25 protein-coding genes and 1 tRNA gene are annotated in these 25,405 nt (G+C 38.5%); 5 read left to right on the top strand and 21 right to left on the bottom strand.

What is annotated here, in order from left to right; all coding sequences use genetic code 11:
- Positions 1 to 3: 3 nt before the first annotated feature.
- The 3 genes from ACFSR6_RS01615 to ACFSR6_RS01605 all read left to right on the top strand — a co-directional run bounded on the left by ACFSR6_RS01615 (position 4) and on the right by ACFSR6_RS01605 (position 2,207).
- On the top strand, positions 4 to 504 hold the full coding sequence (locus ACFSR6_RS01615; RefSeq protein ID WP_379074055.1) for a hypothetical protein: 501 nt from the start codon (positions 4 to 6) through the stop codon (positions 502 to 504).
- Positions 505 to 533: 29 nt separating this feature from the next.
- Entirely contained in the window at positions 534 to 1,439 is a 906-nt protein-coding gene (locus tag ACFSR6_RS01610) for a helix-turn-helix domain-containing protein (protein WP_379074053.1), read from the top strand.
- 198 nt (positions 1,440 to 1,637) lie between these two features.
- A complete protein-coding gene (locus ACFSR6_RS01605) occupies positions 1,638 to 2,207 on the top strand; it encodes a dihydrofolate reductase family protein (protein ID WP_379074051.1) in 570 nt (189 codons plus the stop codon).
- Between the two features lie 484 nt (positions 2,208 to 2,691).
- Here the strand turns inward: ACFSR6_RS01605 and ACFSR6_RS01600 are convergent.
- From ACFSR6_RS01600 to ACFSR6_RS01500, 21 genes are all read right to left on the bottom strand, one after another.
- Positions 2,692 to 2,771 (bottom strand) — tRNA-Leu (locus tag ACFSR6_RS01600).
- 79 nt (positions 2,772 to 2,850) lie between these two features.
- Positions 2,851 to 3,162, bottom strand: coding sequence for a DUF3817 domain-containing protein (locus tag ACFSR6_RS01595; RefSeq protein WP_379074050.1), 312 nt, complete (start codon positions 3,160 to 3,162; stop codon positions 2,851 to 2,853).
- Between the two features lie 319 nt (positions 3,163 to 3,481).
- Positions 3,482 to 4,018 (bottom strand): iron-sulfur cluster co-chaperone HscB C-terminal domain-containing protein, encoded by a 537-nt coding sequence (locus ACFSR6_RS01590; protein WP_379074048.1) that lies wholly within the window; start codon positions 4,016 to 4,018, stop codon positions 3,482 to 3,484.
- A gap of 79 nt (positions 4,019 to 4,097) precedes the next feature.
- Positions 4,098 to 5,486: an RIP metalloprotease RseP gene (gene rseP / locus ACFSR6_RS01585; RefSeq protein WP_379074046.1), complete on the bottom strand. Its 1,389-nt coding sequence runs from the start codon at positions 5,484 to 5,486 to the stop codon at positions 4,098 to 4,100.
- 28 nt (positions 5,487 to 5,514) lie between these two features.
- The gene (locus ACFSR6_RS01580) at positions 5,515 to 6,723 is read right to left on the bottom strand and encodes a 1-deoxy-D-xylulose-5-phosphate reductoisomerase (RefSeq protein ID WP_379075026.1); all 1,209 of its coding nucleotides are present in this window, start codon (positions 6,721 to 6,723) and stop codon (positions 5,515 to 5,517) included.
- A gap of 30 nt (positions 6,724 to 6,753) precedes the next feature.
- Positions 6,754 to 7,131 carry a four helix bundle protein gene (locus ACFSR6_RS01575; RefSeq protein ID WP_379074044.1) on the bottom strand — a complete coding sequence of 126 codons (378 nt, stop codon included), beginning with the start codon at positions 7,129 to 7,131 and terminating at the stop codon, positions 6,754 to 6,756.
- Positions 7,132 to 7,231: 100 nt separating this feature from the next.
- On the bottom strand, positions 7,232 to 8,734 hold the full coding sequence (locus ACFSR6_RS01570) for a GH3 auxin-responsive promoter family protein (RefSeq protein WP_379074042.1): 1,503 nt from the start codon (positions 8,732 to 8,734) through the stop codon (positions 7,232 to 7,234).
- A gap of 111 nt (positions 8,735 to 8,845) precedes the next feature.
- Positions 8,846 to 9,634 (bottom strand): hypothetical protein, encoded by a 789-nt coding sequence (locus ACFSR6_RS01565; RefSeq protein ID WP_379074040.1) that lies wholly within the window; start codon positions 9,632 to 9,634, stop codon positions 8,846 to 8,848.
- On the bottom strand, positions 9,631 to 10,599 hold the full coding sequence (locus tag ACFSR6_RS01560) for a glycosyltransferase (RefSeq protein WP_379074038.1): 969 nt from the start codon (positions 10,597 to 10,599) through the stop codon (positions 9,631 to 9,633). Before ACFSR6_RS01560 ends, ACFSR6_RS01565 begins: the two co-directional genes overlap by 4 nt.
- 66 nt (positions 10,600 to 10,665) lie before the next feature.
- Positions 10,666 to 11,616, bottom strand: a complete 951-nt coding sequence (locus ACFSR6_RS01555) for a glycosyltransferase family 2 protein (RefSeq protein WP_379074036.1) — start codon at positions 11,614 to 11,616, stop codon at positions 10,666 to 10,668.
- Between the two features lie 130 nt (positions 11,617 to 11,746).
- Positions 11,747 to 12,316, bottom strand: a complete 570-nt coding sequence (locus ACFSR6_RS01550) for a DUF4199 domain-containing protein (RefSeq protein WP_379074034.1) — start codon at positions 12,314 to 12,316, stop codon at positions 11,747 to 11,749.
- Positions 12,317 to 12,333: 17 nt separating this feature from the next.
- Positions 12,334 to 13,002 (bottom strand): hypothetical protein, encoded by a 669-nt coding sequence (locus tag ACFSR6_RS01545; RefSeq protein WP_379074032.1) that lies wholly within the window; start codon positions 13,000 to 13,002, stop codon positions 12,334 to 12,336.
- 101 nt (positions 13,003 to 13,103) lie between these two features.
- On the bottom strand, positions 13,104 to 14,360 hold the full coding sequence (locus tag ACFSR6_RS01540) for a dihydroorotase (protein WP_379074030.1): 1,257 nt from the start codon (positions 14,358 to 14,360) through the stop codon (positions 13,104 to 13,106).
- Positions 14,357 to 16,396, bottom strand: coding sequence for a BatA domain-containing protein (locus ACFSR6_RS01535; protein ID WP_379074029.1), 2,040 nt, complete (start codon positions 16,394 to 16,396; stop codon positions 14,357 to 14,359). Before ACFSR6_RS01535 ends, ACFSR6_RS01540 begins: the two co-directional genes overlap by 4 nt.
- A 186-nt stretch (positions 16,397 to 16,582) precedes the next feature.
- The gene (locus tag ACFSR6_RS01530) at positions 16,583 to 18,043 is read right to left on the bottom strand and encodes a nicotinate phosphoribosyltransferase (RefSeq protein WP_379074027.1); all 1,461 of its coding nucleotides are present in this window, start codon (positions 18,041 to 18,043) and stop codon (positions 16,583 to 16,585) included.
- Between the two features lie 12 nt (positions 18,044 to 18,055).
- Positions 18,056 to 18,526 (bottom strand): macro domain-containing protein, encoded by a 471-nt coding sequence (locus tag ACFSR6_RS01525; RefSeq protein ID WP_379074025.1) that lies wholly within the window; start codon positions 18,524 to 18,526, stop codon positions 18,056 to 18,058.
- A 131-nt stretch (positions 18,527 to 18,657) separates the two neighbouring features.
- Entirely contained in the window at positions 18,658 to 19,179 is a 522-nt protein-coding gene (locus ACFSR6_RS01520) for an O-acetyl-ADP-ribose deacetylase (protein WP_379074023.1), read from the bottom strand.
- Positions 19,180 to 19,251: 72 nt separating this feature from the next.
- Complete coding sequence (gene prs, locus ACFSR6_RS01515) at positions 19,252 to 20,088, bottom strand: ribose-phosphate diphosphokinase (protein ID WP_379074021.1); 837 nt, start codon at positions 20,086 to 20,088, stop codon at positions 19,252 to 19,254.
- A 68-nt stretch (positions 20,089 to 20,156) separates the two neighbouring features.
- Complete coding sequence (locus tag ACFSR6_RS01510; RefSeq protein ID WP_379074019.1) at positions 20,157 to 20,849, bottom strand: NUDIX hydrolase; 693 nt, start codon at positions 20,847 to 20,849, stop codon at positions 20,157 to 20,159.
- Positions 20,850 to 20,914: 65 nt separating this feature from the next.
- On the bottom strand, positions 20,915 to 21,319 hold the full coding sequence (locus ACFSR6_RS01505) for a hypothetical protein (RefSeq protein ID WP_379074018.1): 405 nt from the start codon (positions 21,317 to 21,319) through the stop codon (positions 20,915 to 20,917).
- A gap of 19 nt (positions 21,320 to 21,338) precedes the next feature.
- Entirely contained in the window at positions 21,339 to 22,787 is a 1,449-nt protein-coding gene (locus tag ACFSR6_RS01500; RefSeq protein WP_379074016.1) for a L,D-transpeptidase scaffold domain-containing protein, read from the bottom strand.
- A 391-nt stretch (positions 22,788 to 23,178) separates the two neighbouring features.
- Between ACFSR6_RS01500 and hisG the strand changes: the two genes are divergently transcribed.
- Both hisG and hisD read left to right on the top strand, forming a co-directional pair.
- Positions 23,179 to 24,030, top strand: coding sequence for an ATP phosphoribosyltransferase (hisG, locus tag ACFSR6_RS01495; RefSeq protein WP_343524416.1), 852 nt, complete (start codon positions 23,179 to 23,181; stop codon positions 24,028 to 24,030).
- 49 nt (positions 24,031 to 24,079) lie between these two features.
- Entirely contained in the window at positions 24,080 to 25,390 is a 1,311-nt protein-coding gene (gene hisD / locus ACFSR6_RS01490; protein ID WP_379074015.1) for a histidinol dehydrogenase, read from the top strand.
- Positions 25,391 to 25,405: the final 15 nt, after the last annotated feature.

The following is a 25,405-nucleotide window of genomic DNA, read 5'->3' as shown; positions in this document are numbered from 1 at the left end:
AATATGAACCTATTAGACTACACAACTAATTGGATTAAAGGAGAATTGTTAGAAGCCAAACTAATTCTTTCTTTCGGATTTCTAACAATTTTAACGGCGTTCCTATTTTGGAAAATAGGGGCCACACCTCATGCTAAAGCCTTAATAATTCCCTTGCTCTTTGCAGGTGTAATTTATTCGATGATTGGCGGCGCAATGTTATACTCCAATGCCAAACGGATGGTAGAGCTGCCAGAAGGCTTTCAAAAGGATAAATTGGAGTTTGCAAAATCTGAAAAAAAACGTGTGGATGATTTTCAATATGGATATAAAATATCCAAAGTTGTAGCTACGGTATTCTTTTTATTTACGTTAGCTATTTTCTGGTCAACAAAAAATCCTACCTGGATGGGAATAGGTATTGGATTGGCGTATTTTGCTTTAGCAGGATTAATAGTGGATTATTTTTCGCAAGAAAGAGCGGATATATATTATGACGCTATCTTGAAAGTATTAGGTTCATAGAAAATATTGTATTAAAAGATAAACATTAGATGAAACCCATTATCAACATACAAAGTATTTCGGACATCAATAATTTTGTTCAGCACAAAACTAAACATCCACTGGTTACTGTTATTGACTTTAGTAAGATGGACGAAATGATGGAAGAAGGAATACGCATCAGTTGCGACTTTTATTCCATCATGTTCAAAAATTATTGTACCAATAACATGCGTTATGGTAGGCAATCATACGACTTTCAGGAAGGCAGTCTGGTTTGCATTGCACCAAAACAGGTGGTAACAATGGATACTGAAATTGAAAAGAAGGAAGATATGATAGGATGGGGATTATTTTTTCATCCTGACCTATTACGCGATACATCTTTAGGGATGAAAATGAAAGATTACACTTTCTTCTCTTACGAAACATCGGAGGCGTTGCATTTATCTGATAAGGAAAAAGAAATCCTTTACGATTGCGTTCAGAAAATAGAAACAGAACTGCAGGAGAATATCGATAACCACAGTCAAACTTTAATTGTTTCCAACATCGAGCTATTGCTTAACTATTGTCAACGCTACTACGGTAGACAATTCATTACTAGAAAAAACAATAATTCTACCATTGTTACTCAAATAGAAAAACTACTGACCGATTATTTTAATGACACAGAACTTTCTGAAAAAGGACTGCCAACTGTAAAATATTTGTCAGACAACGTACATCTATCGTCTGGTTATTTGAGTGATTTGCTGAAAAAGGAAACAGGGATGAACGCACAAGACCATATCCATTATCATCTGATAGAAGAAGCTAAGAATATTTTGCTCAACACAAACAATTCTGTGAGTGAAATTGCTTATTCATTAGGATTTGAATATCCTCAATATTTCAGCAAACTCTTTAAACAAAAAACAGGAAAGACCCCTATAGAATACAGAAACCTAAACTAAATCAGAGAATCACCTTTGCCGAAATACCAAGCCAGTAAAAAGCTAAAAATACAATGGCCATAAGTCCCTTATTTTGTCTTAAATAACCCTCATCTTAATGGAAAGAGTATATTATTTTTGATATAAAGTAAACAGGAAAAAGTTTGCCTTCAATAAGCATTAAATATTTTAAAGGAACTCAAAATAACAAGCACAAGGATGAGAAAAATTATTTCTTTTATGCATATATCCCTTGATGGTTTTGTCGCAGGTGTTAACGGCGAAATGAACTGGATTAAAGTTGATGAAGAACTTTTTGATCATGTAGGCAAACGGATCAGTGGAACTGATACGGCCCTTTATGGTCGGGCAACTTACCAAATGATGGAAGGTTACTGGCCTACCGCAGCAGACCGCCCCAATGCCAGCAAACATGATATTGAACATTCAGCATGGTATAAAAAAATTCATAAACTGGTTCTATCAAAAACACTGCAAGAGGCTGATTTATCTGACACAACAATTATTAGCAACAATCTTGCAACGCGTATCAACGAGATCAAACAACAAGAAGGCAAAGAAATTTTACTTTTTGGCAGCCCAACAGCAACCCATTCTCTCATTGCTGAAAACCTGATTGATGGCTACTGGTTGTTTGTGAATCCGATTATTCTTGGACAAGGTATTCCTCTTTTCAAGGATATTAAAGACAGGATAAAACTGAATTTACTGATGTCCAGACAGTTTTCAAATGGTGTAACCGAACTCAGTTATCTGGTAGATAAATAACAATGATTACTGAATATTACGAACTACCGGGATCCCTGAAAATCATATACCATATATTAGCCACTAAGGGCGGGTCAGGTAAGAAATTACCGTTTTCCCCTGGTCGTTATCAGCCTTGATGGCCTGATTGCCTTGGCATAATATTTATTTGTTTTTTCGACGTTTTAAGTTTATTTTATCTATTCCGGGTGCGTTGGATAAAACAAAGCCAAGCTGTGAAAACGGATTTTAATGATTTTGTTGACGAAGCATTGATTAGACTTCAAAACCTGCTTGAATTATATCAGAACGGCGATATTGAGCAAAAAAGATCCATCATTGGTTCGATCTACCAAGAAAAATGGAAAGTTTTAAATTTGGAAGGTCGAACTAGATTACGAATCCCACAGCACGACTAATTGATGAATTCATTGTAACTTTATTTAAAAACCAACTTTAAATAAAAAAACAAAGCCTTAACAATCAGATTGTTAAGGCTTTTCAGTACCCGGAGCCGGAGTCGAACCGGCACGGTTTCCCACAGGTGTTTGAGACCAGCGCGTCTACCAATTCCGCCATCCGGGCATTCTTATTGGACGGGGTTGCAAATGTAGATAATGAAACTTGAAATGCAAAAAATATTTTAAAATAACCCGCAACTGGCTTATAGTATGCCGCTTGCGTTTTCAGGCCGTTCATCTTTCAGCTTCCTGTCTACAATAAAAGGGGCAAAAGGCAGTAAAGAAGCTACAAAAATAAGGACTGTTTTGCCAAATTTCCATTTTTGTTCCTGCCAGGCCAGCACTAAAGTAGCGGCATAGAGTACAAATAACAAACCATGCGCCCAGCCGGTATACTTTACATACAGCGGCATTTTGGCAAAATACTTTAAAGGCATCGCTACAAATAATAAAAGCAGGTAAGAAATTCCTTCGGCAACGGCTACCTTACGAAAAATAGAAAGTGAACTGTTCATGTATCTGATTGTTTGCACCGAAAGTAAAACAAAGTATCCAGCCTTCAAAAACTAAGAAATGATTTTACAATCGGGTGTCTTACAAGGTAGAAGGTTTAGGGTTTAGGGCTTAAAGCACAGGCAACCATCATTCTGAACCTGATTCAGAATCTTTCCAGTAGCAAAGGACTCGTGCGGTTATCTACTCCTCACCTCCTGACTTAAGCAACACAAGATTTAACCACAGAGGGCACAGCGTGAAGGCACAGGGCACACAAAGTTGAGTAGCCGGGTATGGCAAAATTATCTTCCAACATCCAACTTCGGCCTCTCTCCCCTATTATTGAGCTAATTTCTCCCTGATCCTGTCTATATATTTCTGGCGGTAAAAATTATCTTTTATGGAAGCCAATAAAACATCTGATGCTGCAGCCGGACTGTTATCGAACTGGTTTGTTAAATCCCTCAATTCCGTTTTTAGTTCTTCTTCTATCGACCCGATATTTTTGCGTACTTCTGCCAGTTTTCCGGCATCGGGTTCAAACTGCAAATCCATCAGGGCCTCGTTAATATCCATCATTTCCATTAAAAACGATTGAGGCAACTGATAACCTTCATCCGTTTCTACAATACCTTTTAGCTCCAGTACGTATTTTAAGCATTTTTTAGCGTTGCTCAGTGTCTGGTATGCCTTATTGTTCAAAGTCGACAGATCGAGTACCTCCTGCTGCTTCTCTTCACTTTCGTTGGCATAAAAATCTGGATGGTATTGTTTGCTGAAAGCATAAAATTTAGCTTTCACCTGCTGCTGATCGGGATTGAACTGTACGGGAAGTCCGTAAAACTCAAAATAATTGGGTTGTTTTTGTTCGCTCATGCTTGGTATTTAATTAAAAAAGCCACAGATATGCTTTTTGTAGTGAGCAGCACATCTGTGGCCATATGATCAATCAGGTTTACTTACCGAATGATTTTAAAATATCATTACCAAAAGCAAATACCATTAAACAAATCAGGATTACGAAACCTACAATCTGTGCCCGCTCCAGCACTTTTTCGCTTACTGGCTTGCGCTGTACCATTTCGATCAGGAGAAACACCACATGCCCTCCATCAAGGCCAGGGATAGGCAATAGATTCATAAATGCTAGTGCCATTGAAATTAATCCGGTTAGGGTCCAGAATTTAACCCAGTCGAACGTACTGCCATATACTTTAGCAATACCGATTGGACTGCTGATGTTACGTGCACTCAATTTACCGGTAATCATTTTACCAATACCTTTTGCATTGTCGACAAAGGTACTCCAGGCCATATTAGCCCCTACCGGCAACGATTCGATAAAGCCAAAATCAACATGTGCTGTTTCAGGAGTGCTTAAATTAGGGATAATACCGATCGTTCCCTCCTTGCTCACCTTAAGGTTGAATGTAATTTCTTTGCCTTTACGCAATGCCTTGATGGTAACCGGCTTTAATTTATTTTGGGAAACTTCTTCCTTAAACTGGTCGAAGAAAGTGATGGGCTTACCATTAACCGATAAAATGCTATCGCCGGGTTTAATACCTGCAGCATAAGCCGGGTATACCGGTTTTTCGAACTTACGCTTGAACAGTTTATCAAAAAATGATGGCTGATCGGCCTTTTCATCAGGCGCACTCACTTTATCTACCCGTTGCATCCTGTAACGCGGAGCAATAAAGTTTTCTTTGTCGTTTTTGGATATTTTGTTCAAAATGGTATCAGGTACAGCAATATAAAGGGTTTTACTGCCTCTTAAAACTGTTAGCTGCGCGCCATCGAACAAAACCTTACTTGAAATGGCATCTTCAAATTTGATGAGCTTATTACCATTAATGGCTAAAATCTTATCGCCGTTCTGTAAACCAATTTCCTTACCGATTTTACCAACAGAAATACCATCGTTTAGTTTACCGTTAATGGTATAATTTTGACCAATATTGAAAGTAAGCATCCAAAAAATAAAAATACCTACAATTACATTTACAATAATACCGCCAAGCATTACGATTAAACGTTGCCAGGCTGGTTTAGAACGGAATTCCCAGGGTTGTGCAGGCTGAGCCATTTGCTCTGTATCCATACTCTCATCAATCATTCCGGCAATTTTTACATAACCGCCCAACGGCAACCAGCCTATCCCGTATTCAACATCACCTTTTTTGAAACTAAAGAGTTTAAAACCCCAGGCATCAAAAAACAGATAAAATTTCTCTACCTTAATACCAAATGCCCTCGCTGCCAGGAAATGTCCCAATTCGTGTAAAATTACCAATATAGACAATCCGAGCAGCAGCTGCCCCGCCATAATCAATCCATTCATATTCTATTATAAAATTTTATGTTAGATGTTAAACTATACTTTTTGTTACTAATTCGCCGGCTAAGATACGGCTATGTTTGTCGGTTTCTAAATAATCGTTCAATTGTGGCTTTTCAATAAAAGCGATTTCTTCCATACACTGCTCAATTACCTCGCTCATTTGCAGGAAACCGATTTTATCGTTTAAAAAAGCCTCTACAACCACTTCATTCGCAGCATTTAAAATGCAGGGCATATTGCCTCCCTTTCTTAATGAATCAAAAGCAAGCGCCAGATTTCTGAAAGTTTCCGTATCTGCTTTCAAAAAACTGAAATTCGGATATTCAAAGAAATTAAAACGTTTAAAATTGTTTTTTAGCCTGTCGGGATAATTTAAAGCGTACTGAATGGGCAATTTCATATCAGGCAGGCCCATTTGTGCCTTCATCGATCCATCGGTAAATTGCACCAGCGAGTGGATAATGGATTGCGGATGCACAATCACGTCAACCTGGTCGGGCTCGAGGTTAAACAGCCATTTGGCTTCAATCACTTCCAGGCCTTTGTTCATCAACGAAGCCGAATCGATGGTAATTTTAGCGCCCATTACCCAGTTAGGGTGTTTTAATGCCTGTTCTTTTTTTACTGTGTAAAGGAAATCTTTTGTTTTGCCTAAAAATGGTCCGCCCGAAGCCGTGAGGTAAATTTTTTCGATCTCATTTTGCTCCTCACCTACCAGACACTGGAATATAGCCGAATGCTCCGAATCTACCGGTAAAATCTTAACCCGGTGTTCGGCTGCCAATTGGGTAATCAGCTCGCCGGCTACCACTAAGGTTTCCTTATTGGCCAAAGCAATGTTTTTACCGGCTTTTATGGCAGCAATGGTAGGTTTTAAACCCACCGACCCCATTAAAGCCGTAAGTACAATATCACTATCGCTGTAGGCCGCAACTTCTGACAAAGCCGCTTCGCCTGCCAAAACTTTAATATCGGTAGCAGACAAGGCATTTTTAACTTCGTGGTACTTACTTTCATCGCAAATAACCACCACAGCAGGGTTAAATTTAAGCGCTTGCTGAATGAGTAATGTAGCGTTCTTCAGCGCAGATAATACTGCAACTTTAAAAACCGTAGGATGATCACTAACCACTTCGAGTGCCTGTGTACCTATGCTCCCTGTAGAACCTAATATGGTTACTTTTCTTACAGATTGCTGTATTGTTATATTGTTCAATTGCTTTTCTTTCTCTAGTATCAAAAATTTAATTGCTTCAACAGCCTTCGATTAAATTTTCAACCTTTCGTTTGTAAATTTTATTAGTTGATGAATTTCTTTCGGCAAATTCTCTAAAGTTGCAAAAATCTTTGAATAGATTTCCTCACTCATCAACTTTCTAACCTTTGCTTTTTCATTCCAATCCAAGCATTCCTTAACAGAACCAAAGCTATAATAATAAAACTTGACCTTATCTTTTTTATGATACCGGCCAAAGCCTTCGGCAATATTTGCTGATATAGAATCAACAGCATCAACAAATTGTTGCCCGATAGTGTATTTTGCAAAATTATCCCAGTTAGTAACCAAATCCCATACCAAATTACTTAGGTGAAAAGATTTTGTATATGCTGTTATCTGGTTTAATTGTAAATAATTTTTTTCCATATGCTGCGCCATTGGTTAATTGGTCATTAACAACAATGTAGCAATTTTCATCTTCAATATGCTAAACAATTCAACCATCTAACAATTTAGTTAACTCACGCTAGATAACAATATACCTCTCCAACCCTTCTGCCAGTTTCCTATCGTTGCTCAACCTTGGCACCTTATTCTGTCCGCCTAATTTCCCCTCGCTTTTCATGTAGTTTACAAACGCATCTTTTTGCAAGGTACGTACAATCAATGGCTGAAGGATGTTTCCTTCAATGAGGTCAAAGTAATAAATATTTTTCTTTTGCAAGGCCAGATCTACCTTTTTACTAAAAGCAGCTAGGTCTTTTGGCGCTGATGAAAACTCCACGAACCACTCATGATAAGGCAGTTGACCCGCTTCCGGATTAACCTGTGGCGCCACGGTAAATTCGGTAATTTCTACCTTTTCTTCGTTGGCTACACTTAAAATGGCCTGCTCTACTTCTTCTCCTATTACATGTTCGCCAAAAGCCGAAATAAAATGTTTAATACGGCCCGTAACCACAATTTTATATGGGTTCTTAGACACAAATTTAACGGTATCGCCGATACTATACCCCCATAAACCTGCATTGGTATTCAAAATCAGGGCATAATTGGTATTGAGTTCTACCTCTGCAAGCGATAGACGTGTTGGATTGTCGTTATAATATTCATCTGCCGGGATAAATTCATAAAAAATCCCTGCATCGGCCAATAACAACAGGCCCTTGTCTTTTTGCGAATCCTGGTAGGCGATAAAGCCTTCAGAAGCTGGATAAGTTTCAATGGAATCAATTTTCTTACCTATACTTTGCTCAATTTTTGCCCTGTACGGCTCGAAATTTACCCCCCCATAAATAAAGAGGCTAAAATTCCTGAATATTTCGCCAATTTTCTTTCCTCCAGATTTTTCGGAAAGTTTATCGAAATACATTTGTACCCAGGGTGGGATGCCAGAGATCAAAGTCATGTTTTCGTTAATCGTTTCCTCTACAATGGCATCAACCTTCTGCTCCCAGTCTTCTATAATATTGGTTTGGTAAGAAGGCAGGCGATTTTTCTGAAGATAAGCAGGCACATGATGCGCAACAATACCCGATAAACGCCCCACATTAATACCATGCTTTACACTCAGCACCGGGCTCCCCTGTAAAAAGATCATTTTACCGTTAACAAAACCGGCTTTACCTGTTTCGTTGATGTAGGTTAAAATAGCATTCCGGGCAGCTTTAATATGCTCTGGCATTGACTCCTTTGAAAGCGGAATATATTTTACGCCCGAAGTAGTACCCGATGTTTTGGCAAAATAAAGTGGCTTTCCTTTCCAAAGTACATCTGATTCGCCTGCCACCACACGATCTACGTAAGGTTTTAAACCTTCGTAATCGCGTACCGGAACATTCTTTTTAAAATCACTGTAATCTTTGATTTCAGCAAAATGATGATCTTTTCCAAAAGCAGTGTTTTTGGCGTCATCAATAAGCTTTTTCAGGATATTATTTTGAGCATTTACGGCATTGTGCTTCCATTTGTTGATCTGCCAAACAGCAAATGCCGCAAAAGGTTTACTTAACGCTGCTTTTAGTCCCATAATCACAAAGCCCTAAAAAAGGCCTTCTCCTTTCTAATGTTAAAATATAGTTCGTTAATTATTACAAGCATAATAGGTGATTTAAAAGCTGCCCTCCAGGAGATTTAGGGGCTAAACGATATTATGTAAAATATCCGGATGTTCGTCGCCTTTATATTCACTTGAGATTTTACGGTAAGCAACCGTTAAGGCTACACTGGATAGTGGAACAATGATAAATGAACTTAAAATATTTACAATAAAGGCAATTAAAGGCCATTGCAGGTAGTTTAACAACAAATAAATCAGATACCCGCCTCCTAAAACAACCAATAGCAATAAAATTTTGGTAAAATTACCTTTTGTGGTAGCCAAACTCAGTTTTATGGAGTCGAAAGGAGTTGCACCTTTATCGATAATAAAAAACGGGAAAAATGAAATTCTTAACCAGGTGATAAAAATGGCTATGATCCCTACCGAAATGGCTACATTTTTAACAGTTGCAATATTAATACCTGTATAAATAAAAGGAAAGGCAACCAGGATTACCACCAGATACACCCCAAAAATACAGCCTACAAAATAAAGTGTAGCCACCAAAAACCGAATAATCTGTAACCTGGTGGGCAGGGTATCTACAATTTTTACATCGCTTTCTTCATCGTCCATTAAATGGAAAATGTATTTGAACAATGAAAGATTGATGGTAAAATAAAGCAGCACAAAGATAATTACCATGATTATACTCAGGGCTTTGCTTACATCTTTAATAAAAAAGGCCATTAAGCTCGATGCACTTGCGGTGATAAACATCAAAAAGCATAGCGTGGCAATCGAAAAATAGTGCTTCTTAGTGATGCCCCATGCCTTTTGTATTACATCGTTAACGGCGAACGTACTTTCTTTTAGATAATTGATCATTGTTGTTTGAATACCACGCGTTTAAATAAATCCTGTATAAATCCTAAACCATAGGCGGTTAATTGGATAAATGAAGATATAATGCTCAAAAATGCAACTTTTAACGATTTATTTACAGACCATGAATGAAAAAATATCAACATAAAGTAAATCAGTAAGAAGAAGTTACAAACATAAGCCAATGGCGGATAAATAAAGTTACACAAAATAGTGAAACCAAAACCCAGCGTAAATATTGCCGGAAAGAAGTGAACAGGTTTCAATTCTTTAGGGAAATGTTTATAAATATTGATTCTGGCCCTTCCAAAAAAGTGCAGTTGTTTGTAAAACTGGCTAAAACTCGTCCGGCGCTTATGATAAACCTTTGCATCAGGGATTAAACCAATTTTGAAACCGTTTTCATGTATACGGATACTGTACTCGATATCTTCACCCAAACGGGTTAAAATAAAACCACCAACTTTTTCCCAGGCCTGACGTGAAACCCCCATGTTAAAACTGCGTGGATGAAATTGCCCAACATGCTTTTTGTTACCACGAATGCCTCCTGTGGTAAAAGGCGAGGTCATGGCATAGCTGATCGCTTTCTGTACAGGTGTAAAGCTATCATGAGCAGCATCAGGGCCTCCATATGCATCTAAATGATGCTCGTAAAGATAATTTTTAACAATTTCCAGGTAATCGGCCGGAACCAGGATATCTGAATCAAAAATGATAAAATAATCTCCCTTGGCCCTTTCAAAACCAAAATTACGGGCAAAGCCTTGTCCTGCATTTTCCTTGAAATAATATTTTACATCAAGCTTGTCTGCGTAAGAATCTACAATAGCCTTGGCATCGTTTTTAGAACCATCTTCAATTACCAGCACCTCAAACTGTAAATAAGTTTGTTTGGTTAAAGTATGTAAAAGTTCGTCGATTTCCTGCGGACGGTTGTAAAGAGGGATTATGATGGAGAAAAACATGTTTTGAAGCTGAAAGCTGAAAGACTAAAGACCAAAGCTTTATGCTTTAAGCTTTAGTCTTTCAGCTTATTTAAGTTCTTTTTCAATTAAATACTGGTTTCTTTCTGGCGCATTGCGCGATAAAAGCTCGGCAATAAAGCCGGCCAAAAACAGCTGCGAACCAACTATGATCGCTACCAGTGATAAATAAAACAGCGGCTGGTCGGTTACATCACGATAAGCCAGGCCCTTCCATATCAGGATCTGTTTTTCTATCAGTACATAAAGCGACATAATAAGCCCCAAAAAGAAGCTTAATACACCCAGTGAACCGAAAAAGTGCATGGGGCGTTTGCCAAATTTACCGACAAAAAATATCGACAGTAAATCTAAAAAGCCATTGATGAACCTGCTGAAACCAAATTTTGTGGTTCCGTATTTGCGTGCGCGGTGTTCTACCACCTGCTCTGCTATTTTGCCAAAGCCTGCCCATTTAGCAATTACCGGGATATAACGGTGCATTTCGCCATATACTTCGATTGTTTTGATCACATCGCTGCGATAAGCCTTTAAGCCACAGTTAAAATCGTTCAGTTCTATACCGCTCATTTTGCGGGTAGCTGCGTTGAACAGTTTGGTTGGGATGGTTTTGGTTAATGGATCGTAGCGTTTCTTTTTCCAGCCCGAAATCAGATCAAGTTTTTCTTCTTTAATGCGGCGATACAATTCCGGAATCTCATCCGGACTATCCTGCAGGTCGGCATCCATGGTAATTACCACATCGCCCTGTGTTGCTTCGAAACCTACATTTAAAGCCGCAGATTTACCGTAATTGCGCCTAAATTTAATACCTTTTATGGCCGTATTCTGAAGCCTTAATTCTTCAATTACCCCCCAGGACCTGTCGGTACTACCATCATCAACCAGAATAATTTCATAGCTGAAATTATTTTCTGCCATCACTTTATCAATCCATGCCGTTAATTCGGGCAGCGATTCATCTTCATTAAATAAGGGTACTACAACTGATATATCCATTTTTTAATCATAAACCTCGCAGGTTTTCGGCTACGCCGCTAGAAACCTGCGAGGTTTGCTTAAAGTAAAACGTGCAAATTTCATCAAATTAAATGATAAAACCTGCACGTTCAAAATTTTATAAAAGGAATTAATCTTCTTTAGGAAACGAGTCTAATCTTACTGGCTCCTTTTTCTTTAAAATAGCGGAAAGAATTAAAGAAAGAACACCGTACAAGGCCAATGAAACACCAAAACTTGTAAAAATATTTTTAAAGGTTGGCTCTAATTTTTCTTGCATATTACCTGATTTAGCTATTGCTTCATCTATCTGTTCTTTGGCCATACCGAATTTTTCCATCATTGCACGCTGCGCATCTTCAATTGCGGCAGCAGCTTTTGCCGGAAGATCCGGATCAATAATTTTCATCAGCAATACATTATAAAGTGTTGCAGTTAAGGCCAGAATAAGCGAAATAATCAAAAAAGCTTTAAAAGCTTCGCCAAATGTCCAGAACCCACCAATTTCTTTTCGAATGTTAATCCCCACCACTACCAATAGCACGATAAACAAAATAAATATCCCTATCTGTGCAACAAAGCTGGTATAAATTAATACGGGATCAATAAAATGCAGGGTTAATGATAAAACTACTGAAACCGCAGCCAGCATTAATCCATTTTTTAGAGCTAGTTTGGAAATAAGAGCACTCTTGTCCATTTTTTTTATAATTTTAGTTAGTTATTGATTGTTGTAATCAATGTATAAGATGCAGCATCGAAAGCTTTGTTACGGCTAAACTGAATTAATTCTTTTGTGGTTTCATTACTGCCCTCCACATCCAGGAAGAAAACCATAAACGGCACAAACAGTTCCTGCATTTCTTCACTGATGTTTAATTTAATAGCTGTTTTGCAAATTTCCTCTACACTGCTTTCGGCCAGTTGCTGGTTGCTGATCAGCTCTTCGTAAATCTCAAATTCATCCTGAAACTCATCGTCCTCTACCAATAAAAACTCTTTCAGGAAATCGCCCAATTCTGGCTCGATGTCCTCATCCTTACACTCTTTGATATAAAGTAAAAGATTTAAAAGCTCTGTCCCCCTGTCAATGGTTTCTTCTTCGATGTTTGCCCATTCTTCGCTTTCCAGGTAATCGTCTTCCAATTTCTGTACATCGCTGCTAAAGAAGTTTACCATCAATAAATCAAAAAATATTTCACGTAATTCTTCAAATTTAGGGTGGCTATCGAAAACCGTATCAAAAGCTTCTGCCTTATCTAAAAAATTAACATCCAGCTCAAAAGCAGCCAATAACTCTGTTTCGAAACCTTCAACACTGATGACTGAAACTTCAGCATATTTGTTGATTGAAGCGCTTAGCGCCTGTTTTACTCTATTGTCCATGATTATTTTTTTAGGATTTAGGGCTTATAAAATCATTAAATCGATCGTCAGAATGAATTTATTCAATGTCTTTTACAATACCCGCAATTAACCTCTTTTAACTAATTATGCCAGTATTGGTCATTGTTGCAAACCAGTTTTACTTTACCCGTAAGCTCTGTACCCAGTAAAGGGCTATTTGCCGATTTAGAGTAATTACTAGCTGCATTGTATAGCCACTTTTCGGTGGCACTAAATACCGTAAAGTTGGCTTTGGCACCTTCTTCTATTACGGGAACAGTTAAATTTAACAATTTACGCGGATTAATGGCTAATTTCTCGGCAATTAAAGCAACATCCAGTCCTGCCTTTAATAATAATGGCAATACGGTTTGCAAGGCAATGATGCCATAATGGGCAATTTCGAACTCTACATTTTTAAATTCGATTTCTTCCGGGCGGTGCTGTGAGGTAATGGCATCAATGGTTCCGTCTTTTAAACCTGCTATTAAAGCTTTAACATCCGCTTTACCGCGTAAGGGTGGTTTAACTTTATAATTGCTGTCAAAATCGCTTAAAAGTTCTTCGGTAAATACCAGGTGATGGGCAGTTACGTCGCAAGAGATCTGCACGCCATCTTTCTTGGCCTTACGGATCAGGGCCACTGCACCAGCGGTTGAAATATTGCTAATGTGGATTTTGGTTTCGTTGTAAGCTGCCAGGAAAATATCGCGCGAAATGTGCAGCTCTTCTGCTAAAGCAGGTAAACCTTTCATCCCCAAAAGCACGGAATTTTTGCTCTCATTGATCTGCGATTTGCCAGCAATCGACTTATTTTCCGGGTAAACCATCAATAATGCATCAAAACCTTTAGCGTATTGTAAGGCGCGGCTCATAAAACCATCATCCTGCAACGCTTTATCGCCATCAGAAAAGGCAACTGCTCCCGCCTGTTGCATATCAAATAGCTCGGAAAGTTCTTTAGCTTCGCGGTTCTGACTGATCGCTCCAACAGGCAAAACATCAACCAGGTTGTTTTTGGCCCTGTTAATAATGTATTCTACCTGGGATTTTGACTGCACCACCGGACTGGTATGCGGCAATAAGGCCAATCCCGTAAAACCACCTGCCTGAGCCGTGGCCGTAAGGGTTTGGATATCTTCTCTGGTTTCAAAGCCCGGATCGCCTGCCGCACAGTTCAAATCGAAAAAACCAGGCGTTAAAAAAGCACCCTGGGCATCAAAAACGGTTTCTTTTTCATCGGCAGTCAATTTACCTATGTTTTTAATTGTACCATTTTCAATCCGAACATCGCATTGCTGGTGATTAAATTTACTCTGCGGATCGGCAATGGTTACATTTTTAACCAGGAGATTCATATTGTTCTTTTTGTGTTGTTAAAAAATCGGATGAGCAAAATTTCTGCTGCAATAAAAATCAGCGACAAAATTAGACAAAGTTTCCATAATGTCTGTCCGATTTTATTACCGCCGGCAATTAATTTAACGGCATCCTTATCGGTATCGAATATTTTCAGGTTACTTTTACCCGCTAACTGCTCAAGTGCTGTTTTGCTTAAATAATGCATATCAGATTCTGTCCGGCCGTTGTTAAAGCTGTAAACAGCAAGCAGCGAATCGGCAAGCTTTAGGCTATAAAAACCCGCATTTTTAATCTGATCGGCAATATAAATCAGCGTTTTACCGTCTGCCTGTCTTATTTCGGGGATGGCTTCAAAATGATCGGCTACAATTTTTAAGGTCTGGTTTTTACCTAAGACAATCTTTTTACTGGCCAGAGCATTATCGTTACCAAGATTATAATATAATGGATTTTCGTTACCGCCACTCAATGCCAGGCGGTAAATTAAGGGTACAAAAACCGGGTGACGTGCCAGGTTACCATCATTTGCATTTAAGCCGGAAGCAGCTAAATAAACCTGACCATTTCCAATGCCATATTTGGAGAAAAATGATTTCCTTCCGGGCAACGTCATGATATCCTCTTTATTGGAAGTATTTGTTTCACTAAAAGAATAGTAACGGTTAACTGCCGGCAGATCGAGATTTTTAGGAATTTCCTCAAAAACCGTTTTAAAAATCGGGTTTTGAAGGTCAATTTGATCAACTTTGGTAGCGGTGCTAGTAAGCAACTGGATTGTTGGCAGCGACAATGCACTTAAAAATGGGTTATATACCTTGATATCGGCATCAAGATCAGGAAAGAGGACAACCGTTCCACCCCCACTAATGTAGGTTTTAAGCTGCTGCGCTAAACCCGTTGATGGATTTTTCAATCCATTCAGCACAATTAAGCCATAATTGGCAAAATTGCTATAATTTATATTGCTTTCGGCATTCTCGGTAAGCTTATAATAAGTATCGGTTGCAAATAAAGCTTTAATATAGTTACCGGCATTAGCTCCGTTAATGCTTAAGACAGGAAGACTTTCATCTACCTTGAAACTGAACGAAAGTGTATCATCAAAAGTTACCGGAAAGTCTTTAATGGTAATTATCCCTTTTTGCCATCCTGCAGCAAGTCCAGAAAAGTTTAAGGTGTCTTTCACCGTTTTTCCTGCTGGTATGGTAACAGCGCCTAAACCTTTCTGCTGGTTGTTGATGTTTAATTTTAAAGGAATATTTTTAGCCTCTTCTTCCGAATAATTTTTTAGCTGTACCACCAGGCGTTCATTCGCACCAGGTTGATGATTTGGCGAAAGGATCCAAACGCTATCAACGGCCACATTGGGCAAAATATTCGCATTAAGCTTTAAAAACGAGTATTGAATATCAGGTCTGGTTTCGAGTTTGTTGCCCGTAGAAATATTTTTTTGAAAATCGGAGATTAAAAAGCTGTACTTATTTTCAGCTCCGGTTAAAATATTTCCCTGCCTGTTCAATAGCTGTTGGAGATTGCGGGTGGCAGCAGAGATTTTTAAATCATCCAAAGCTTTTAAAAAGGCCTCCTGGTTCAGTAAACGCTGATGTTTCCCTTCAAAATCGTTCGTTAAAAGCTGAAAACGGTCGTTGATTCCGAAACCTTTAACGAGTTCTTTTGCCCTGCGTTTGGCTTCATCAAGCAGGCTACCATCTTTATTGATGGCCTCCATGCTGTAAGAGTTATCGATGTAAACACTGATGATGTTATTTGCCACCGTAGTTTTTTGATGATGGTCCGGAATGTAAGGCTGGGCAAATGCCAGCACCAAAAAGGTGATAGCCAAAATCCGGGATAACAGGATCAACAGGTTTTTAAGTTTTTCCTTTGATGAGTTTTGTTGCTCTACTTCTTTTAAAAGCTGAACATTGGAGAAATAAACCTTTTTAAACTTCCTAAAATTGAATAAATGAATAATAACCGGAATAGCAACCGATATTAGCGCAAAAAGAAAGCCCGGATACAGGAAATTCATTAAAAACCAAAGATAGAAAAAATATGGAAAGTGGCGAATCAGGAATGTAATAAACTTAAAGGATTCGTTTCAACATGATCAGTCTTTAAGTTATTAAATGATAAGGGTAATAACAGCTCAATTGCTCCATCTGGCATCTTTTACCAGATGAAGTAATTGAACGGATTGCTTAAGGCCAAATGCAATTTAGGACTGACTTCTAATCCTCGCCCTGATTTCGGCCAACGTTTGATCGATCAATAATTTTCCATCCCTGAACACTTCTTTCAACTCACCTTCCTGCTCTTCTTCCCATGTGCACTGGTCTTTTAACTGATATTCGCCATTTGCATCTTTAAAAATGTGCAACAAACCTTTTGCCGATTTTTTAGTTCCGTCATCAGTAACGGGGTCTTTAAAAATCTCCCTGCCTTCGCCATTTACCTCACCATAAGTAGCTTTCATAGCAAAACCAAAAGTATCGCGGGTATTGTACTGATAGGTAAAAGAACCAATACCCAGTACTACATTGGTAGATGCAAAACCTTTGGCTTTTAACCGTTCACAGATCTGAGTGGCCCTTTCTAAATTAATACTATCGCCATAAATTGCACCAATTTGCGGAACCAATTCTTTAAAACCTTTAGCATTTACTTTGCCCCCAAAAACATCCCAAAGCAGTTCAATTACACCTTTCTGCTCATTTTCATGTCTACCATTTGGATTACCGCAGATGATATCGACCGGATCGCCAGAGTCTGGGCGGATAACTACTTTGCCCTCGCGGTTAACAATTTCATTTTTAAGCTGTGGTAAATATTCGGTTAAAACCTTCCATAAATCCCAGGTATCCGATACAATAGAAACAATTCCTTTAGGGTAAACTTCTAAAATTAATCTTTTAAAGGTTTCGAGCTCACCGGTATTGGTGCCCATGCACATCACGGAGTGCTCGGTTGCAGCAACCGAACCACCGATTAACTCCTCATCTGAATTGGCATTGTAATATTCTTCCAGAAAATCAATGGCCGGTATGGTATCTGTACCAGTGAAACTTAATAAATGGCCTGCTGCCGAAGTAACCGCAGCTTCTATGCCACCCATACCGCGCATGGAAAAATCATGTCCTTGCCAATCTACAAATTCAGGTACCGACGATGTTTCATTGGCTGCACGATCTAAAATACCACGGTATTGTAAAGCCAGCGTTGCTGAATTACAAGGCAACCAAACCACTGCCGAAAGCAAGGTCTCGAAATAATTGGTCAGCCAAAAAAATTCAGGCAACGTGTTGTACATGGTAAACATCGGAATGCGCAAGGGCACTTTAGCCCCTTCGGGTAAGGATTTAAATACCATTGGGATGTAGCCCAGATCGTGCAAAGCGCCGATATGTGCAGTACCCACGAGGTTTTCGCCCAGGTAATTGTTAATACGACTCGCGTATTTTTTTAAAACCTCTTCTTTAGGCTGACTGAAAAAGTTTTTATCAAACTCCTCGATGATGTATTTTTTGATAAAGTACTGCAAGCCAAATAAAACCACATGATCAATTTCATTGTAGCGGCTTTTTCTTGGTGTCCAGTTAGAATACACCAGTGTGGTGTGTTCAGGATATTGTCGTCTGTGGTCAACTTTGTAACCATCTGTTAATAATAATGGATTCATAGGTTCAGGCTTCTAAAAATCGTAAACTGTTGTATTAATATCTTTTTTTGAAATTGTTTCTTTAATAATTGGCTCAATTATTCCCCATTCCCCTCCTGCTAAACCACACCCTATTCTTGGCATGTGAACTGATGCATTAATGTCGCTTGCAAAATCTGCAACTTTCTTTAAGCCTGTTTCAACGGCAACATATCTAATTGGAGGAGCACCATTTTCAGCCTTATTAATTTTATGCTGACCAATTAAATTAGCTATCCATAAATCTTGTTCAACCTTTACAAACTGAACTTCGCCAAGATTGAAATTATCTTTGGATCGATACCATGTCCTGTAACTATCTTCGGGAGCTTTCCATCTTTTTGAAATCGCTAGAACGAAGCCCTTTCCCCAACCTCCAATATCGTTACATATATGAACAATTATCTTATTCTCTTTACCTGATGGATTTGATGCATCACCTTTCTTATATTCAATATTTTTCATCTTTAATTTCTTCCTTTTAGTCTGGATATAAACTTTGCAGGATATTGCTCTGCCAAATTGCTTTTGCGTCTTTTTGTTGTTTTCTCATCCATGATTTTAATTTTATGAGATTTTTAAAAGATCAATTGTATTTAATGGTTAATGCGATTGAGTTTTTCTTCATAGAGCTGATAATTCTCATCGTCGAAGCACACGAAAATTACCTTTTCTATCTTTCCCTTTTCAGCGAAATTACTTACTGTGGTAATGGCAATTTCGGCGGCTTTATCTTTTGGAAAATGGTAAATGCCGGTACTGATATTAGGAAAAGCCACTGTTTCGAGGTTGTTTTCAACCGCAAGTTTTAAACTATTCCGGTAACAATTGGCGAGCAATGCGTCCTTTTCGACACTTTCACCACTCCAAACTGGTCCAACGGTGTGTATCACGAATTTAGCTGGCAAATTACCTGCTGTGGTTATCACAGCTTCTCCTGTTTTACAACCGCCTTGCTTACTTCTGATAACCATACAAGCTTCTAAAATTGCTTTCCCCCCTTTTCTATGGATTGCACCATCAACACCGCCTCCACCCAGCAACGAGCTGTTTGCAGCGTTAACGATTGCATCAGCTTCAATTTTGGTTATGTCTGCTTTAATTACTTCTAAAATCATGCTCTAATTTTTCCAGTTTGCTCATTAAAAATTTATCTCGTAAACAGTAATAGATTTTAAACAGTAATAGATTTATTGTAAGATATCCTGCAATTTGATTTGTGTTACCCCCACCTCTTCAATTTCTTTGATGCTATCGGTTGTAAAAATCTGATCAAAATATTCAGCGAGTTCATTAAAACCTTTGCTAAAAATCCCGTGGCTAATGGCTAGGTATAATTTGCCGGCATTTTTATTTTTAAGCTCCTTTGCCAAACCGATAAAGGTTCCGCCTCCATCACATATATCATCAATAATTAAACAATCTACGCCTTCCAAATCATCTGCATAAACTTTAAAACCTGATAACCTACCCGTTTTAACGTCCCTGCTTTTTGAGCACTCCACCACCTCTGCACCACCCAAAAACTCTGAAACTTTATAAATTTTCTTTAAGGCACCTCCATCTGGCGAAATCAGCTTAACTCCTTCACCAATTTGTGCAACAACTTTTCGAATAAAAGCATGGTTAGTAATTACTGTACAGTTATTTAATAAAGCAGGAGTAACCTCAGAATGTGGATCGAAAACGGTTACATTATCCAGACCAAGCGCATTGACGATATCAGCATAAACTTTAACCGTTAAAGGCTCACCTGCCACCATTACCCGGTCTTGTCTGGCAGCTGGAAAATAAGGTATAAACAATTTAATCGTCTTAACCCCCATACGCTTCAATGCATCAACTGTGGTACAAATTAGACCCAGATCGTTAAATGAATTAATGCGGTGTGTAAGCTGAACAGCCACTGATGGGTCAAAATTACTGCTTATTTTTATATGTGGTTCGCCACCGGCAAACACAAAAGACTGAAACTGAATTGCGTTTTCTGCACCTAGTGGACTGAAATTTTTATCTAAGTTAACCATATATTTGCGTATTAATTACACAAATATAAAAACACTTTTTAGAAGTCAAAGAATTATTTGCGTTATTTTTACGCAAACTTAATTTCAAATTGAAAATCCTCCTGTAACAGCTGGTCGTATTTGGCTTTATCAAATTTAAATAACTTGCCTGGGCGACCACTGGAACTTGTTTTAACTATTTTATCTGTTTCTTTAAGGATATGGAAACTTAAGATTTTTTTTCTGAAATTTCTCCTGTCGATATCCCGCTCGAGAATTGAGCAATACAGATTTTCGAGATCAGAGAAAAGAAATTCATCATCCAAAAGATCAAAACCTATGGGTTGATAAGTTAGCTTGGCTTTTAACCTGGCATGCGCTAACTTTACCATTTCATTATGGTCATAGCCCAGCACCGGGAGCTCATTAATCGGAAACCACCGGGCATCTTTTGCATCGGTATCGGCTTTAAGAATAAAATTTTGTGGATTAACCAAGGCAAAGTAAGCAACTGAAATTACCCTTCCCCTTGAATCACGGTTAATGTCATCGCCAAAAGTACTGAGTTGCTCTAAATAGTTTACACCAACACCTGCCTCTTCCTGTAACTCCCGTTTAACTGCATCAATTAATGATTCATCATCTTTAATAAAACCACCCGGCAGAACCCATCTATCTTTAAATATCCCATATTTTTGTTGCACGGCCAAAACGTAAAGAACATTCCTTTCGTAGCCAAAAACGATAGCATCTACAGCAATTTTAATATTCTGATTGATCATAAAGATTTGTGTAAAAGAAACACAAATCTAAAAAAGATATCCGTTAAGCAGAAATGGCGATTTATTTAATAACCAAACCCCGGAAATTCGATATTCACAATTTTCCAACTGCCATTTTGAAGGGCAAAATAAAGCTTGAATGGGCCACTGATAATTTTTGATTCATTTTTTAACACTGCCCTAAAACCGGCAACGCCTTCTACAAACCCCATCCCTTTTTCTGTACCCATCAGTTCGTAATTTACGTCGATGATATCGTAGCGTCCACCAACATATTCGTGTGATTGACCAAAAATTCCTTTCAACCTGGCAATAACGACATCTTTACCGATAACTTTATTACCTGGCAGGATAAAGAAATCATTCAGTTCTCCGGTAATCGTTTTAGATTGCTTAAACCATGCATTTATAAATCTGATGGCACTATTTACAATATCGGCCTGATGGTTAAAGATTGGTTTTTCTTGCATGATGCAAAATAAAGCTTTCTTATCTGAACTTTTTCATCGCAACCCAAAGTTTTTCATCCATTCCGTAAACATCCGGCCTGTATTCTATTTTATCATTCTGCGCCCAGGCCGTAATGTAGGTAATGATTAAGGGTACCGGACTTTTAGGGGCAAACCAGGCTGGCTTTAGCTGGAAGGTTTTAAGTGTATCGGCCTTTTGAGCCATCCTTTTTTGATACCACTTCATATGTGTGCTATCAACCGGGGGCAAATCTACTTCGGCCCTCAGCTTATCGTAAGTATAAGTATCTTTCACTAGGAGCCTTGCAAAGTCCAGCGGTTTTTCAATCCGCACACAGCCATGACTGATGGCACGGTTGGTTAAGTTGAACCCATTTTTATTATTGGTATCGTGCAGGTAAATGCTCGAGCTGTTATCGAAAATAAATTTGAACTTACCCAGGGCATTTCCACCACCTGATCCCTGCTTAAATTTAAAAGGTAATTTATCCCTCGAATAACGGTTCCAGTTAATGGTATCGGGCTCGCCAATCAGCTTGTCTTTATAGTAAACTTTAATATTGCTGTTCGACAAATAAAACGGATCTTTCCGGGCCATCCAATAGATTTCACTTTGAGCAATACTCACCGGAATATTCCAGATTGGATTGGCCTGAATGGAGTTGATTTTACTGAACAATAAAGGGGTTTCATGGTTCTTTGGTTTATCGTCTAAATTGCCCGATTTGGCAAAGGCTTTTAGCTTCTCTTCGTAACCATTTTCGCGTTTACCGCCCACGCAAACTTTCATCGAAATTACGGTATCCAATTGATCTAACCAGGTAAGCCTGAAGTCGGGAATATTTACCTGAACATAATTATCTCCGGTAGCAGGCATCTGCCACCTGAAACGCTCCATATTCAGCAATAAAATTCGCTTTTCACTTTCTGAATTTGCGTTCAAATATGCAGACTGTAAAGCTTTATATTGTGGCGATTTCGGCTGAGCAGATTTCAGGTTTTCAACCAGGTTATCTCCATCTAAAAGTTTCAGCATCCCCGCACTATCCGGACGCCCCACTTTGATGTAATAACGTGAGAAAATATTACGCGGATTTACCACGCCATACTTTAAATAATTGGTATAATTTAAATAGGCATTAGCTGATAAAAGTTCAAGTTTGGCAATAACCGGATAGCTCTCCGCTATGCCTTTAAATTTATTAGCGGTTAACACTTCCAATAAATCTTTTATTTCATTTCCTTTAAATATTTTTGGATTGAAGCCATGTACCCCACTTTCATTTAAATAAGTTACAAGCGAATCGAGCTCGCCATTGATATAAAAACGTGTAACCAGTTTAGGCTGGTTATAATTATGGTTATAAAACGCTTTAATGGTTTTCGGATTAATGAAATTGCCCGAAAGACTATCCATTGTTTTAACAAAAATACTGTCGTATGCCGCTGTATCGAAATCTTTGTACATTTTATTATTAAAATGTGCTGACAGCACTTTTCCAATCTCGGGCGGGCTTTTAAACCATCCGCAGGCAGAAATGAACAGTAAAAGGGGCAAAATTAGAAAGCGAAATTTTTTCAATTTGTTAAAAATTTAATACAAAATAAGGGTTGTTAGCAATAAAAACAGCATAATGACAAATTAAGTGCCATTATTTTTTGTTTTACCATTTCAAACGCTATATTTGCCATCGCTAATCAGCTAAAGCATTGATATTGGCAGAAATAAATTTATGAACTTAACTTTGAACCATCACTTACATCTACACCATCGCCGATAGGCGATGATATATGTTTGTTTTGTACTTCAAAACGTTTTTTCCGTAAAATAATTTCTTGTCCACTCTATATTCAATACTTTGAAAACACTTAAAATTGCTATCCAGAAATCGGGTAGGTTAAACGAAAAATCTGTAGAAATACTTAAAAATTGTGGTTTAGCATTCGAAAACTACAAAAGCTCGCTCATTTCAACTGTTACCAACTTTCCTTTAGAAATTCTTTTTCTGCGTGATGATGATATCCCGGAATATGTACAGGATGGGATTGCCGACCTGGGCATTGTTGGAGAAAATGTAATTGTAGAAACCAAAGCCGAAGTAGATTACCTGCAAAAACTGGGATTCGGAAAATGTACATTAAAAATTGCTGTTCAGGCCACCAGTACCATTCAAAATTTAACAGAACTGAACGGTAAAGCCATAGCTACTTCTTACCCTGTAATCCTCGAAAAATTCTTAACTGAAAATGGCGTAAAATCTGATATCAGGACCATCTCCGGTTCGGTAGAAATTGGCCCGGGTTTAGGTTTGAGCGACGCCATTTTTGATATCGTTTCTACCGGCGGAACATTAAAGAGCAACGGACTAAAACCATTTGCAGATGTAATGCAATCGGAAGCAGTTTTAATCGGAAATAAATCGGTAGCCGGCAATCCAGAAGTGGAAGAATTACTGCAAAGGATCCGCTCGGTACTCAGTGCAAAATCGAACAAATATGTAGTGCTGAATGTATCAAAAGATAACCTTCAAAAAGTGGTCGATCTTCTTCCGGGTGTTAAAAGTCCAACGGTAGTTCCACTCTTCGAACCGAACTGGGTAGCCGTACATTCGGTAATTGCCGAAGCCGATTTCTGGGATAAAATAAACAACTTAAAAGCTGCCGGTGCTGAAGGCATTTTGGTTATGCCAATTGAGAAAATAATTAGGTAAAATTGAATAATTTCATATTAACTATTAGTTAATTTTAAAACATAAAACATTGAAAATCTACAATTATAAAGATTTATCTAAATCAAAAATTGAAGAGCTTTGTTCAAGGCAGATCGAAGACGATAAATTGGTTGAAAGCCGTGTTGCCGACATCATAAAATCGGTAAAGGAGGATGGCGACCAAGCCCTTTTTAATTTCGCAAAAACCTTTGATAAAGTTGAACTGGAAAAACTTTTTTTAGACCGCGAAGAATTAAAAACCATTGCAGCTTCCATTCCCGATGATGCAAAAAAAGCTATTGATACTGCTTATCAAAACATCAGAAATTTTCACCTGTCGCAATTAAAAAAAGAAGATAAAGTGGAGACCATGCCTGGTGTAGTTTGCTGGCGCGAAGCCAGGGCAATTGAAAAGGTCGGGCTTTATATCCCGGGTGGAACTGCGGTGTTACCGAGTACCTTTTTAATGCTGGCAACACCGGCACTTATTGCAGGCTGCAAAGAAATAATTGTATGCTCGCCACCACAGCAGGATAGCAAAACCAATTGCTACCTGGCTTACTGCGCGGTGCTGCTGGGTATCGAAAAAATATTCATGATAGGTGGCGCACAAGCCGTAGCGGCAATGGCTTTCGGAACCGAATCTGTACCACAGGTATACAAGATATTTGGCCCGGGTAACCGCTATGTAACTACAGCCAAAACCATGGTGCAAAACAAGGTGGCTATTGATATGCCTGCAGGTCCATCTGAAGTATTGGTAGTAGCTGATGAAACCGCCATTCCGTCATTTGTTGCCGCAGATCTCCTTGCACAGGCAGAACACGGAACTGATAGTCAGGCCATATTGGTTTCTACCTCTAATGATATTATAACTGCAACCTTAAAAGAGGTTGAAAAACAACTTTCTATCCTTCCAAGAAAAGACATTGCTGCCAAAGCTATGGACAATTCTTATGCAGTTTTAACCGATAATATAGCGCTCGCGATGCAATTTTCAAACGAATATGCACCAGAACACCTGATATTGGCCACTGAGGAGTACCAAAAGCTTATCCCATTGATTACCAATGCCGGATCGGTATTTTTAGGTAACCTGACACCTGAAAGTGCAGGCGATTATGCCTCAGGTACTAACCATACCTTGCCAACCAGTGGTTTCGCAAAAGCATACTCAGGTGTTTCTGTTGATGCTTTTATTAAAAAAATCACTTTTCAGCACCTGTCAACCGAAGGTTTAAACAGCATTGGTACAACTGTTGAAACACTCGCAGCAGCAGAAGGATTGGAAGCGCACAAGAATGCAGTGAGTATCAGGTTAAATTTTGAGTCCGGAGTCGGAAGTCAGAAGATAAATTAGCATAAAATAAAACTG

It is taken from the genome of Pedobacter vanadiisoli, assembly GCF_042684385.1.
GTDB lineage: Bacteria > Bacteroidota > Bacteroidia > Sphingobacteriales > Sphingobacteriaceae > Pedobacter > Pedobacter vanadiisoli.
The sequence above is the reverse complement of the archived record's forward strand: the minus strand, read 5'-3'. Positions and strand labels throughout refer to the sequence as shown.